Origin of the sequence: Lactiplantibacillus sp. C232, assembly GCF_023806725.1 — a bacterium.
In the GTDB taxonomy this organism is placed as follows: Bacteria; Bacillota; Bacilli; order Lactobacillales; family Lactobacillaceae; genus Lactiplantibacillus; species Lactiplantibacillus plantarum.
Map to the genome: position 1 here is coordinate 68820 of NZ_JAMSKZ010000002.1, position 14443 is coordinate 83262.

Consider the following 14443-nt stretch of genomic DNA (forward strand, 5'->3'; position numbering starts at 1 on the left):
GCAAAATTAGGGAATTTCAGCAAATTTACCCCTAGGCTAGTATCCCGATATTAAAAAGCCCTAAATCGTCTTAAAATGGCTCTGAGTGCGGTTATAAATTGAATTTTCATCAAAAAACAAGTATAATATAACCTGTTAGGAGTGTGTGTAGCACGCCAGACAGTCGTTTAATAGCTTGTAATCAGATAGGCAGGTGACATTGTGAAACAGCCAATAGATATTAAAACCCCATATATGACGTTGGGGCAACTCTTAAAAGAAACGGCCATCATTGGATCGGGTGGTCAGGCGAAGTGGTTCTTAAAAGAAACAACCGTGTTAGTTAATGGTGAACCAGATGATCGGCGGGGTCGGAAACTTTATCCAGGCGATACGATTGAAGTTGAAGACAACGGGTCATTTTTTATTCGCTCAAATCAAGAAACGACTGATTAGATGTACTTAGAAAACTTAGTCTTGCATGATTTTCGGAACTACGCGGATTTGACCATTAATTTTAGTCAGGGCGTTAATGTTCTATTAGGTGAAAATGCGCAGGGAAAGACGAACCTGTTGGAAGCCATTTATGTGTTGGCGTTAACGCGTAGTCACCGCACCGCTAACGATAAGGAATTAATTCGGTGGCAAACCACCACGGCAACGTTGCAAGGCCGGTTACATAAAAGTACCGGTGCTGTCCCCTTGGAACTTGAATTGGGGCGGCGGGGCAAGCGAGCGAAAGTCAATCATCTTGAGCAAGCCAAATTATCCCAGTACGTCGGAAATTTGAACGTGATCGTGTTTGCACCTGAAGATTTATCCATCGTTAAAGGGGCACCCGCGGTTCGCCGTCGGTTTATGGATATGGAATTTGGTCAGATGAGCCCTAAATACCTCTATAACCTAAGTCAGTATCGCACGATTTTAAAACAACGTAATCAATACTTACGGCAATTAAATCGGCAGCAGGCCAAGGATAAGGTTTATTTGGGTGTCTTGTCGGATCAATTGGCTGCATTTGGTGCGGAAATCATCCATAAACGACTACAACTGTTGCAGCAACTTGAGAAATGGGCGCAAGCTGTTCACAGCGAGATTACGCAAGAACAGGAACAATTAACGTTTCACTATGTCACTCAAGTGCCAACTGCCGACCAGACGTCGGTCGATCACATTTATCAAACGCTACAGGCCTTATATCAGCAACAACAAGCCAAAGAAATTTTTCAAGGGACGACTTTATTAGGTCCTCATCGCGATGATTTACAATTTGGTGTTAACGGCAAAAATGTGCAGACTTTTGGCTCCCAAGGCCAACAGCGTACAACTGCTTTGTCCGTTAAGCTTGCTGAAATTGATCTGATGAAAGCTGAGACGGGCGAGTACCCGGTCTTATTATTAGACGATGTCTTATCAGAATTAGACGCTGCACGGCAGACTCATCTGCTGACAGCGATCCAAGATAAAGTGCAGACCTTTTTAACCACGCCAAGTCTTGACGGGGTGGCCCGCAAATTAATTAATGCGCCAAAAGTATTTGAAGTTAGCCATGGCACTTTACATGAGGAGGAACCGCATTGACCGAAAACGAAAAAGAAACCAAACTTGAACAGGCTCGCGAATATGATGCTAGTCAAATTCAAGTTTTGGAAGGTTTAGAAGCTGTCCGGAAACGTCCCGGAATGTATATCGGTACGACGAGTAGCCAAGGACTCCACCACTTAGTTTGGGAAATTGTTGATAACGGAATTGATGAAGCCCTAGCAGGGTTTGCAAACGTGATCCACGTGACCGTTGAAAAGGATAATAGTATTACGGTTACTGATAACGGTCGTGGGATTCCTGTTGATATTCAAGAAAAAACGGGTAAACCAGCGCTTGAAACGGTTTATACGATTTTACATGCCGGTGGTAAATTCGGTGGTGGCGGTTATAAAGTCTCTGGTGGTCTTCACGGGGTCGGGGCTTCCGTTGTTAACGCCTTATCATCGACCCTGGACGTCAAAGTAACTCGGAATGGTCATGTTTATTACATGGACTTTGAACGTGGAAAGGTTAAAACACCGATGAAGATCATTGGTGATGCGCCTGATGATGCTCATGGTACGGCGGTTCATTTTGTTCCGGATCCTGATATTTTCCGGGAAACGACCACCTATGACATTAATATTTTGACGACTCGGATTCGCGAACTCGCTTTCTTAAATAAGGGATTACGGATCACGATTCGGGATAATCGCCCTGATGAACCCACTGAAGATGACTTTCTCTACGAAGGTGGGATTCGTCACTATGTTGAATATCTAGATAAGAATAAGACCGTTCTATTTCCAGAACCGATTTATGTGGAAGGGGAACAGAATGGGATTACGGTAGAAGTTGCGTTGCAATATACTGACGACTACCACAGTAATTTGATGACCTTCACCAACAATATTCATACGTACGAAGGTGGGACGCATGAAGAAGGTTTCAAACGTGCTTTGACGCGGGTCATCAACGACTATGCTCGTAAGAATAACTTGTTGAAGGAAAGCGATGCGAACCTATCTGGCGAAGATGTTCGTGAAGGGATGACGGCTGTTGTCAGCGTCAAGCATCCGGATCCTCAATTTGAAGGTCAAACGAAGACGAAACTTGGTAATTCCGATGCTCGGGCAGCAGTTGACCGGTTATTCTCAGAACACTTTAGCAAGTACTTGATGGAAAACCCAAGTGTTGCCCGTAAAGTGGTCGACAAAGGGTTACTTGCATCCAAGGCCCGGGTCGCTGCTAAGCGTGCGCGGGAAGTTACGCGAAAAAAGAGTGGCTTGGAAATTAGTAATTTACCAGGTAAGTTGGCGGACAATAGTAGTAAAGACCCTGAAATTAGTGAGTTGTTCATTGTCGAAGGGGATTCTGCCGGTGGGTCGGCTAAGCAGGGACGTTCCCGGTTGACGCAAGCGATTTTACCGATTCGGGGTAAAATTTTGAACGTTGAAAAGGCCAGCATTGATAAGATTTTAGCCAATGAAGAAATCCGGTCATTGTTTACGGCAATGGGAACTGGCTTCGGTGGTGACTTCGACTTGAGCAAAGCCAATTATCACAAATTAATTATCATGACTGATGCCGATGTCGATGGGGCACATATTCGGACCTTGTTATTGACGTTGTTTTACCGGTACATGCGGCCATTAGTTGACGCTGGCTTTGTGTACATCGCTCAACCACCGTTGTACCAAGTCCGGCAAGGTAAATTTGTGAAGTATATTGATTCAGATGAAGAATTGAGTGAGGTCATGGGGCAATTGGCACCATCACCGAAACCAGTTGTTCAACGGTACAAGGGGCTTGGTGAAATGGACGCGGAACAATTATGGGAAACGACCATGGATCCAGACAAGCGGCGCCTATTACGGGTTCGTGATGAAGACGCTGCGGATGCCGATGGGGTCTTCTCGATGTTGATGGGGGACCAAGTCAAACCACGGCGAGAATTTATTGAAGATAATGCCAAGTTCGTCCAGGATCTGGATGTTTAGTGTGTCAGTTTAGTCATTTTGACCTAAGAACTGAGGCGCAAGCTGTTAATCAGACTTAGGGTCGTAATGGCACGACGGTTGTCTTAATGGCGACTTTTACTTGAGACATGTAAAGCTTAATCAAGCTTTAATAGCGGCAAAACGGATGAAGGAGGACGAATATTTTGGCTGATTCAGATTTATCGAACAATCGTATTTCGGATGTGAACCTTTCGAAGACCATGCGAACGTCATTCTTAAGCTATGCCATGAGTGTTATCGTGGCACGGGCACTGCCGGACGTACGTGATGGGTTAAAGCCAGTGCACCGGCGGATTCTTTACGGTATGAGTGAATTAGGTGTGACGCCGGATAAGCCGTATAAGAAGTCGGCCCGGATTGTTGGGGATGTTATGGGGAAGTATCATCCCCATGGTGACTCCGCAATTTATGAGTCAATGGTGCGGATGGCCCAAGACTTTAGCTATCGCTACATGTTAGTGGATGGTCACGGGAACTTCGGTTCTGTCGATGGTGACGGGGCTGCCGCGATGCGGTATACCGAAGCCCGGATGAGTAAGATTGCGGTTGAAATGCTCCGCGATATTAACAAGGATACCGTTGATTGGCAACCAAACTATGATGATACAGAACGGGAACCAGCAGTCTTACCAGCACGTTTCCCGAACTTACTCGTTAACGGTGCCACTGGGATTGCTGTTGGGATGACAACAAACATTCCGCCACATAACTTAGCGGAAGTCATTTCAGCAATCCACCTGTTGATGGATAATCCTGATGCAACAGTTGCTGACTTGATGGAAGTCTTACCTGGACCAGATTTTCCAACTGGCGGGATCGTAATGGGAAAGTCCGGTATTCGTAAGGCTTACCAGACTGGTCGTGGGAACATTATTGTTCGTGCGAAGGTCGATATTCAAGACCAAAAGAATGGTAAGCAACGAATTATCGTGACTGAATTACCATATATGGTCAATAAAGCTAAATTGATCGAACGGATTGCTGGTTTAGCTCGAGACAAGGAAATTGAAGGTATCACTGATATCAATGATGAAAGTGACCGTGAAGGGATGCGGATCGTCATTGATGTTCGGCGGGATGCCAGCGCCTCGGTTATCTTGAATAACCTTTACAAGATGACATTGATGCAGACTAATTTTGGCTTTAACATGTTAGCCATCGTTAAGGGTGCTCCAAAAGTCTTAAGCTTAAAGCAAATCTTAATCTATTACCTGGAACACCAAGAAGACGTGATTCGGCGTCGGACTGAGTTTGACTTGAAGAAAGCCCAAGCACGGGCCCATATTCTTGAAGGCTTACGGATTGCCCTTGATCACATTGATGAAATCATTGCGATTATTCGTCAATCACAAACGAGTGAAATTGCGAAGAACCAATTGATGGATAATTACGGCTTGTCTGATAAGCAGGCACAAGCCATTCTTGATATGCGGTTAGTCCGGTTAACTGGTTTGGAACGTGAAAAGATCGAGAGTGAATACCAGGACTTATTGAAAGCCATTGCTGACTACAAAGAAATCTTAGCTAGCAAGGATCGTATCAACCAAATTATTTACGAAGAATTAATGGAAATTCAACGTAAGTTTGGTGATAAGCGTCGGACCGAATTGATGGTCGGTGAAGTCCTCAGTATTGAAGATGAAGACTTGATCGAAGAAGAAGAAGTGGCTGTTACCTTAACTCACAATGGCTACATCAAACGGTTACCAACGACTGAATTTAAGTCGCAACACCGTGGTGGTCGTGGGATTCAAGGGATGGACGTCCATGATGATGACTTTATTGAACATCTACTGACGACGTCGACCCATGATGTCCTACTCTTTTTCACTAATGCGGGTAAAGTTTACCGGATGAAGGCTTACGAGATTCCTGAATACGGTCGTACGGCCAAAGGAATCCCGGTCATCAATTTACTGGGAGTCAATTCTGGTGAAAAAATTCAGGCGGTCGTTAATGTCACGGGCGATGCGAGCGCTTCTGATAACTACCTGTTCTTTACAACCGTTAAAGGGGTTGTCAAACGGACACCAGTTCAAGAATTTGCCAATATCCGTAGCAATGGTTTGAAGGCCATTACGCTTAAGGATGATGATGAATTAATCGGGGTTACAATCACGGATGGTCACCAAAATGTAATCATCGGGACGCACGACGGTTATGCCGTCAGTTTCGACGAAACCACAGTGCGGTCCATGGGCCGGACGGCTTCTGGGGTTCGCGGGATTCGCTTACGCGATGATGACTTTGTGATTGGCTTTGACGTTTTGAAGCCCGACAGCAACGTCTTCATCATCACGGAAAAGGGTTATGGGAAACAAACGCCAGCTGCCGATTACCCAATTAAGGGGCGTGGTGGCAAAGGAATCAAGACCGCTAACGTGACTGAGAAGAATGGTCATTTAGCTGGTTTGACGACGGTTGATGGTCAAGAAGATATCATGGTAATGACGAACCAAGGAGTCATGATTCGCTTCAATATCGCAACCGTTTCTCAGACTGGTCGGGCAACCTTAGGTGTTCGTCTCATGCGGTTAGGCGATGATGGTCAAGTCGCAACGATGGCCAAGGTTGATCCAGAGCCAGAAGTTGATGAGACTGTCGCAACGGATGCAACGACTGAGGCACCAGTTGACGATCAAACCGTCAACGCCGATGCCACTACGACAGAACCAACAACTGATTCAAACGATTCAAACGAATAAATTGATAAAACAAGCGTGGTCGACAATCTTGTCGACCACGCTTGTTTTTTTATGCGAGTCAAGAATTATTTTGGCAACGGGTCGTGTGTGATTTACCGGTCATCGGTCCTATTCTGGCCTCCAAAGTCTTGTTTTGAACCGGTAGAAACAATCTTCCTGCGAAGAATAATTTGACTGCTGGAGGCTCATCACTTAGTCTTGCCATCTTCCAGTGATTGGCAGAAATGCCGATAAATTGGGAGAGGACAACATGAAGTAAGCAATTTTAGATTTACGCGGTCAAAACTGGCTTGTGCGATTGAGAGGATTACAGCAGTGCGTGTTATTCTGACGTCGACTTGGTTTAAATTAATGCTGTGTGGGTGTGGGAAAATGTAAGCGAAGGGGAGAATTTCAGAAAAAAGAAATATTTCCCGGGAAATAAAATGAAATATCGCTCAATTGACGTAATTGATTGGTGTAACGGATTCAGGATCTTTTTGTAACAGTCGGCCGCTTCAACCCTTGCAACAAACTGATTTAGATGCTATACTTTAAATTCGTGAGTATCTAGCATTAGCTAGATTACTTTCCTTGCTCTTCAAAAAGAAGGGCCTGAAGTCCATAAGGAGGTGCAAATTTCATGAGTGAATCAAAGAAATATGAAATTACTTACATCGTACGTCCCGACATCGACGATGCTGCCAAGACAGCTTTAGTTGATCGTTTCGACAAAATCTTAACTGATAACGGTGCGCAAGTAATTGATTCAAAAGACTGGTCAAAGCGTCGTTTCGCATACGAAATCGGTGGCTTTAACGAAGGTACTTACCATATCGTTAACTTAACAGCAACTGACGATGCTGCTTTAAACGAATTCGACCGTCTTTCAAAGATCAATGATGACATTTTACGTCACATGATCGTTAAACGCGAAGACTAATAGACAAAATTAATTTTAAGAGAGGAGCGCTTCTGCATGATTAACCGTACAATTCTTGTTGGCCGACTGACAAGAGATCCGGAATTACGTTACACGAATGGTGGTGCCGCCGTCGCGACGTTCACTATTGCCGTAAACCGTCAATTCACGAATCAAAATGGGGAACGTGAAGCAGATTTCATTAGTTGCGTCATTTGGCGTAAAGCTGCTGAAAATTTTGCGAACTTTACTCATAAAGGTTCACTTGTTGGTATCGATGGCCGGATTCAAACCCGGAACTACGAAAACCAACAAGGGGTACGTGTTTACGTTACAGAAGTTGTCGTTGAAAACTTCTCATTATTAGAATCACGGGCAGAGTCTGAACGTCATCAGTCTGCCAATGGTGGTAGTGGTAATAACAATTACAACAATGGTAATTCGAATTACAACAACAATAATAATGGGTATAGTAATCAAGGCCAAAATGCGGCTCCTCAACAATCATCAGCGAATAACAATAACCCATTTGGTAATGGTAATACTGGTAATGCTAGCAGTGCGGCACCATCAAGCAGTGCTAACAACAATAATCAGGCTGACCCATTCGCTAATAATGGCGATCAAATTGATATCTCGGATGATGATTTACCATTCTAGTCTAATTGCTTAGACAGATAACGAGGAGGGAAATATCAATGGCACAACAAAGAAGAGGTGGCCGTCGTCGTCGTAAAGTCGACTTCATCGCCGCAAACCATATCGAATACATCGATTATAAAGATACTGACTTATTACGTCGCTTTATTTCAGAACGTGGGAAGATTTTGCCACGTCGTGTAACGGGGACTAGTGCTAAGAACCAACGTTCTTTAACTATCGCCATCAAGCGTGCACGGATCATGGGCTTATTAGCCTTTGTATCTGAAGACTAATTTTTAGTCATTCAAAAACCACAGACTTCGGCTCTGTGGTTTTTATTTACCCTTAACTTGACTAGATAGGGTGGTGGCCGTTCAATGAAGCGTTTACGGTGATTGACACGAAACGCTGAAGCGGACGGTGGTTTGTGATAAAATATAGTCATTACTGAGAAGGCTTGAGGGATTTTTAATATGAAAAAGATCTTTTCGCGTGAAAAAATTCCATTTTTCCTACAAAATCAGCAGTTACGACTCTTAGCGTTGGTTATTTTTAGCTTGTCGTTAATTATGCTCGTCACTGGTTATTTAATGAACTGGATTTTTGGGACCGTTGTCCTCATCTTGATTGTGATGGCTGTGGTGATATCTTATAATACGTTGATTGAGCTCAGTTCGAGTGCAAATGAATATATCTCAGACTTGTCGTATCGTATTAAGCGCGGCGAACAAGAGGCACTGATTCAGATGCCTATCGGAGTAATGATTTTTAATTCCGACCAGACCATCGAATGGATCAATCCTTATCTTCAGCGCTATTTCGGTGATAAGGACGTCTTAGGATACCGCTTGGAAGATATTGAGCCAACACTGGCAGCGACGCTGAACGCTCATCTGGACGAGCCCGCGACGATTCGTTGGCAAGACTACCAGTTTGATGTACGTGTCCAGCAGAGCACTAATACGGTCTATATGATGGATGTGACCAAGTATGCTGAGCTGACGGATCAATTCGAAGATGAAAAACTCGTGATTGGACAAATCTTTTTGGATAATTACGATGAAATCACCCAGTCGATGACTGATACGGATATTTCCAACCTGAACAATTACGTGACCAATGAATTGTCTAAGTGGACCCAGATGTTTGGGATGTACCTGAAGCGCTTGGATGATGATCACTTCTTCTTGTTGGGCTATGCTAGTAGTTTACGACGTGTTGAAGAGAATAAGTTTCGCATTTTAGATCGAATTCGGGAGTCGACTTCTAAGCAAAATTTCCCACTAACATTGAGTATTGGGATTGCTTATGGTGAACGGAACATGAACAATTTGGCCGATTTAGCGCAGAGTAACATGGACCTTGCCTTGGGGCGGGGTGGTGACCAAGTTGTGGTGAAGTCTGAGGACGAACCTGCTCGTTTCTACGGTGGTAAAACCAACCCGATGGAAAAACGGACGCGGGTACGGGCCCGGATGATCAGTCAGACGTTACAAGAGTTAATGAATCAATCTGACCAGATCTTTGTTCAGGGGCACCGCCAACCAGATATGGATGCCGTTGGGGCCTGTCTCGGGATTCGCCGAATTGCTGAAATGAATGGTAAACAGTGTTGGATCGTCTTGGATGAGCAAAATGTGCATTCAGACATTCAGCGTTTACTGGACCAGTTGAAGTCTGATGAGAACATCGAGTCAGCGATTATCTCGCCGGAAGAAGCACTTGAGAAGGCCACTGACCAAAGTTTATTGATTATGGCTGACCATTCTAAGCCAAGTATTTCAATGTCACAGGCCCTTTATGAGCGGCTCGAAAATCGCGTTATGATTATTGATCACCATCGACGGGGCGAAGAATTTCCAGAAAACCCAGTTTTGGTTTATATTGAACCGTATGCTTCGTCGACTTGTGAGCTGATTACCGAGATGTTTGAATATCAATCGCACGATGCCGAACCAATCAATAAGATTGAGGCAACCGCAATGTTGACCGGAATCGTTATCGATACGAAGTCGTTTTCATTACGATCAGGATCGCGGACGTTTGATGCTGCTAGTTATCTACGATCAGCCGGTGCGGACTCGTTACTCGTTCAACAATTTATGAAGGAGAACGTTGATAGTTATCTACAACGCAATCATCTGATTGAAACCGTTGAATTTGTTAACCAGGATATGGCATTATGTGTTGGTGAAGATGATCAGGTCTATGACCCAGTAACGGCGGCTCAAGCTGCTGATTCACTATTATCTATGTCTGGTGTCGACGCATCATTCGTGATTACACGTCGTGAAGATGGACGGGTCGGAATTTCGGCACGATCACTTGGCGAGATCAACGTACAAGTTTATATGGAAAAATTGGGTGGTGGCGGTCATTTATCGAATGCTGCAACCCAGATTGAAGGGCAGTCAGTTGAAGCCGTCAAACAATCGTTGATTGATTTGTTAACGGCAACTGATGAGCCGACCACAGAATCTAATTAGGAGTGAGTCTAAATGCAAGTTATTTTTTTGAATGATGTCCGTGGTAAGGGCAAGCGGGGCCAAATCAAGAATGTCCCGGATGGTTACGCGCAGAACTTTTTAATTAAAAAGGGATTGGCCAAGGAAGCCACTAAAGCGGCAATCAATACGTTGAAGGCTGAACAGAAGTCTGAAGCAGCACGTGCCGCTGAGGAATTAGCCGAAGCTAAGCAAGTCAAGACAGTTTTGGAAGCTGATGAAACGGTTGTTGAATTGAAGGCCAAAGCTGGTACTGATGGTCGGTTGTTTGGGTCAATTCCTAGCAAACAAATTGCAACGGCGTTAGCTGACCAATACCAAGTTAAGCTTGATAAACGCAAGATCGAATTACCAGAACCAATTCGGGTATTAGGTTACACAAACGTGCCCGTTAAGTTACATCCAGAAGTAACGGCGAAAATTCGCGTGCACGTTGTCGAAAAGTAAAAGGACGGATCACAAATGAACAACGATGTGCTGGATCAAACCCCACCACAAAATATTGAAGCTGAAAAGGCAGTCTTGGGGGCTATTTTCTTAAACAGTGACGCCCTCGTGGAAGCGATGGAGTTTGTCGAAGCGCAAGATTTCTATCGGCGCGCACATCAGATCATTTTTGCCAGCATGGTGACTTTAAATGACCGTGACGAGGCTATTGATGCGGTGACCGTTAGTGATTTATTAACGGCCCAAAATCAATTGGATGATGTTGGTGGGATGAGCTACATTGCTGAATTAGCTGGGTCCGTACCGACTGCGGCTAACGCTGGCTACTATGCTAAGATTGTGGCGCAAAAGGCGACGGTGCGGCGGTTGATCAAGACGGCCACGGAGATTACGCAAAAGGCCTATACGGAAAATGATGACGTGACCACGTTATTAGATGACGCGGAACGCGACATTATGAACGTGTCTGAACAGCGTAATCAGAGTGGGTTTAAGTCGATTTCAGATGTGTTGAACGCGTCGATTGAAGAAATTGACCGCTTGTATCAAAATGATGATGACATTACCGGTTTACCGACTGGTTTTGCGGAGCTGGATAAAATGACCGCCGGCTTACAACCGGATAATCTGATTATTTTGGCTGCCCGGCCAGCCGTTGGTAAGACAGCCTTTGTCCTGAATATTGCCCAAAATGTGGCGACTAAAACGGATACGACAGTGGCCATTTTCAGTTTGGAAATGGGTGCCGAATCCTTAGTCAACCGGATGCTGTGTGCAGAAGGTAGTATTGACGCTGGGCATTTACGGACGGGGCAACTGAACGAAGAAGAGTGGGAACACTTGGTGGTTGCCATGGGGAGTTTGTCTAAAGCTAGTATTTTTATTGACGATACCCCCGGAATCAAGATGTCAGAAATCCGGGCCAAAAGTCGCCGCTTAGCGAAAGAGCAAGGTAACCTCGGCTTGATTGTGGTCGATTATTTGCAACTGATCGAAGGTAGTAACACAGAAAGTCGGCAACAGGAAGTTTCCGAAATTTCGCGGCAAATGAAGAAACTGGCTAAGGAACTAGGTGTTCCAGTCATTGCCTTATCACAGCTATCTCGTGGTGTTGAACAGCGTCAAGATAAGCGGCCAGTGCTTTCCGATATTCGTGAATCGGGTTCAATTGAACAAGATGCTGACATCGTTGCCTTCCTATACCGGGAAGATTATTATGATCGCGAAGGCGGCGACGATGATGATGGCGGTAATTTTGGTGGCGGTGGTGACTTTAATGGCGGCGATCCGCGGGACGAAGATGCTTCTGAGGATGTTGGTGAAGTTGAAGTGATTATCGAAAAGAACCGTGCTGGGGCGCGGGGAACGGTCAAACTATTATTTGTGAAACCATTTAATAAGTTCTCCTCAGTCTCTTATGCGCAGGATCCCCAAGCTTAATTGCAGTCGATCAATAAATTTGTTATCAAATTCCTCTTAAACTAATTAAGAGGAATTTTTTGTTTATCACGTGCCGAGGCTACTTGTTTTCCGCCAATTGGTTGGGCTGATGCACCAATTTGGCCGTGATAATAATGAGTTAGTGAGATAAATGTCCCTGTTATTTTAAATAAACTTTGCTATGATGAAAAGTAGACAGATTTAATAATGGTGGTGATGGCGTGGCACAAAAGCAACTCATTAAAACGCCGTGGCTAATTGCCGGGCAGTTTATGAATAACATTGGTATGAGTTTCATTTGGCCGTTAACGACGATCTACATGCACAATGTGTTAGGTAAGTCGTTGACGGAGACTGGAATTGTCCTGATGCTCAATTCAGTTGCCAACGTTTTGGCAAGTACGATTGGTGGGCGTATATTTGATCGAGGTAATCCTTATCACCTGTTACTGATGGGAATCACGTTGAATGGCCTCGCGAACTTTGCTCTGATCTTTTTTCATGGATGGCCGTGGTATCCGATGTTGTTAGTCGTGACCGGGTTTGCTAGTGGCTGGCTAAATACGATGTTTAATGCTTTGGCTGCCAGTGTCCCCCGCGATAAAGTGCGGCGAACGTTTACGTTGATGTATCTCGCTGCCAATCTCGGAGTTGTCTTCGGCACGATGCTGGTTGGTATCGTGTATAGCATGGGGATGGCCTTGCTATTCTCGATGACCACGAGCCTCTTCGTGATTTTCTTGATTATTGCATTATTTGAATACAATGTGGATTCGTCGAACGTGACCGGGGTTGATCCGCGCCAAGGACAAGATGTGCACTTGCCACGGGCCAATTTTCACATTGTCTGGACCTTCTTTATTAGTTTATTTATTATCTGGTTGCTATACGAACAGTGGGTCAGCAATTTATCCGTCTACATGACGAATTTGGGGATGCCGCTGCGGAATTACAGTTTTCTATGGACAATCAACGCGGGCTTACTGGTCCTTATTCAGAGTATTTTAAGTTTGCTGGGGAATCGGATTAAAAATTTATATAATCAATTTTTCTTCGGCATGCTATTCGTGGGCTTATCATTTCTATCACTTGTGATTGCGCATGATTACCCACACTTTATCTTTGCCATGATTTTATTGACGATTGGTGAAGCAACTTGGTCACCAGCCATGCCAACACTAGTGAGTCAGTTATCACCAGTTAGTGCTAAGGGGCGTTACCAAGGACTAGTACAAGCCTTTTGTGCGTTAGGGCGCTCGCTAGGGCCGTTATTTGGTGGTGTGATTATCGATAATTGGTCTTATAAGGTGCTGTTTTTGTTGGCATTTGTGGTTTTATTGATCGTGTTGGCAGTTAATATCGGTGTCGTTCACTTTAATTTACGCAAGGCCGTTAATTATATGAAGACGGACGTTCAGACCGATGTTTCACGTGAAACAAAATAATTAGAGAAGTTGGTGGCAGTAGTGAAAGTGATACGAAAACTAAAGGCTAAACGAGTCGTGATTAAAGTCGGGACAAGCACGCTAGTTTATCCAGATGGATCGATCAACTTACGGGCAATCGATCAATTAGCCTTTGTCATTAGCGCAATGCGACACCGTGGGCGTGAAGTTGTCTTGGTTTCGTCAGGGGCTATTGGTGTTGGCTTGAATTATATGGGACTCAAGCAACGTCCAAAAGCAATTCCTGAACAACAGGCGATTGCGGCGATTGGGCAAACTGAATTGATTTCGATTTACAAAGAACGTTTCGCCATTTATGAACAAAAAATTGGCCAGTTGTTATTAACACGTGATATCTTTGTTTATCCTAAGAGTCACCATAATGTGTTGAATACATTTGAGGCGCTATTAAAACAAAACGTGGTCCCAATTGTTAATGAAAATGATACGGTCGCGGTCGATGAATTGGATCATGAAACAAAGTTCGGTGATAACGATCAACTATCCGCAATCGTGGCCACGAATATCGGGGCGGATTTGTTAATCATGCTATCCGACATCGATGGCTTTTATGATGGTAATCCCAATGCGGATGCCCGAGCCCAGTTATTAGGGCACATTGAGAAGGTTGATCAACATACTTATAAGCTAGCTGGCGGTAGTGGCAGTCGGTTTGGTACTGGTGGGATGGTCACTAAGCTAAAAGCGGCAGAACGGATGATCGATGCGAATGGTCAAATGATTTTAGCCAATGGTGCGGATCCCACAATTATTTTTCAAATTTTAGCAGGCGAACCAGTCGGAACGCTATTCGGTTAAGTTGGGGAGGTTATCA

12 protein-coding genes are annotated in these 14443 nt (G+C 44.5%); all 12 read left to right on the forward strand.

From position 1 onward, the window contains the following. Positions 1 to 201: 201 nt before the first annotated feature. Positions 202 to 435 (forward strand): S4 domain-containing protein YaaA, encoded by a 234-nt coding sequence (gene yaaA, locus MZO41_RS02610; RefSeq protein ID WP_003641630.1) that lies wholly within the window; start codon positions 202 to 204, stop codon positions 433 to 435. Beyond that, positions 436 to 1560 carry a DNA replication/repair protein RecF gene (gene recF / locus MZO41_RS02615; RefSeq protein WP_003641631.1) on the forward strand — a complete coding sequence of 375 codons (1125 nt, stop codon included), beginning with the start codon at positions 436 to 438 and terminating at the stop codon, positions 1558 to 1560. Next, positions 1557 to 3503, forward strand: a complete 1947-nt coding sequence (gyrB, locus tag MZO41_RS02620) for a DNA topoisomerase (ATP-hydrolyzing) subunit B (RefSeq protein ID WP_003641632.1) — start codon at positions 1557 to 1559, stop codon at positions 3501 to 3503. Before recF ends, gyrB begins: the two co-directional genes overlap by 4 nt. Positions 3504 to 3667: 164 nt before the next feature. Further along, positions 3668 to 6229, forward strand: a complete 2562-nt coding sequence (gyrA, locus tag MZO41_RS02625; protein ID WP_003641633.1) for a DNA gyrase subunit A — start codon at positions 3668 to 3670, stop codon at positions 6227 to 6229. Between the two features lie 622 nt (positions 6230 to 6851). Continuing rightward, entirely contained in the window at positions 6852 to 7151 is a 300-nt protein-coding gene (gene rpsF, locus MZO41_RS02630) for a 30S ribosomal protein S6 (RefSeq protein WP_003637271.1), read from the forward strand. A 36-nt stretch (positions 7152 to 7187) separates the two neighbouring features. Continuing rightward, positions 7188 to 7790, forward strand: coding sequence for a single-stranded DNA-binding protein (gene ssb / locus MZO41_RS02635; RefSeq protein ID WP_003641634.1), 603 nt, complete (start codon positions 7188 to 7190; stop codon positions 7788 to 7790). A gap of 38 nt (positions 7791 to 7828) precedes the next feature. Beyond that, positions 7829 to 8065 (forward strand): 30S ribosomal protein S18, encoded by a 237-nt coding sequence (rpsR, locus tag MZO41_RS02640; protein WP_003641635.1) that lies wholly within the window; start codon positions 7829 to 7831, stop codon positions 8063 to 8065. A gap of 180 nt (positions 8066 to 8245) precedes the next feature. Continuing rightward, positions 8246 to 10258 carry a DHH family phosphoesterase gene (locus tag MZO41_RS02645; protein WP_003643610.1) on the forward strand — a complete coding sequence of 671 codons (2013 nt, stop codon included), beginning with the start codon at positions 8246 to 8248 and terminating at the stop codon, positions 10256 to 10258. Positions 10259 to 10270: 12 nt separating this feature from the next. Beyond that, positions 10271 to 10723 (forward strand): 50S ribosomal protein L9, encoded by a 453-nt coding sequence (rplI, locus tag MZO41_RS02650; protein ID WP_003641637.1) that lies wholly within the window; start codon positions 10271 to 10273, stop codon positions 10721 to 10723. A gap of 15 nt (positions 10724 to 10738) precedes the next feature. Beyond that, entirely contained in the window at positions 10739 to 12163 is a 1425-nt protein-coding gene (gene dnaB / locus MZO41_RS02655; protein ID WP_003641638.1) for a replicative DNA helicase, read from the forward strand. Between the two features lie 221 nt (positions 12164 to 12384). Continuing rightward, positions 12385 to 13608: an MDR family MFS transporter gene (locus MZO41_RS02660; RefSeq protein ID WP_003641639.1), complete on the forward strand. Its 1224-nt coding sequence runs from the start codon at positions 12385 to 12387 to the stop codon at positions 13606 to 13608. Between the two features lie 21 nt (positions 13609 to 13629). After that, positions 13630 to 14427 (forward strand): glutamate 5-kinase, encoded by a 798-nt coding sequence (gene proB / locus MZO41_RS02665; RefSeq protein WP_003643611.1) that lies wholly within the window; start codon positions 13630 to 13632, stop codon positions 14425 to 14427. Positions 14428 to 14443 lie beyond the last annotated feature (16 nt).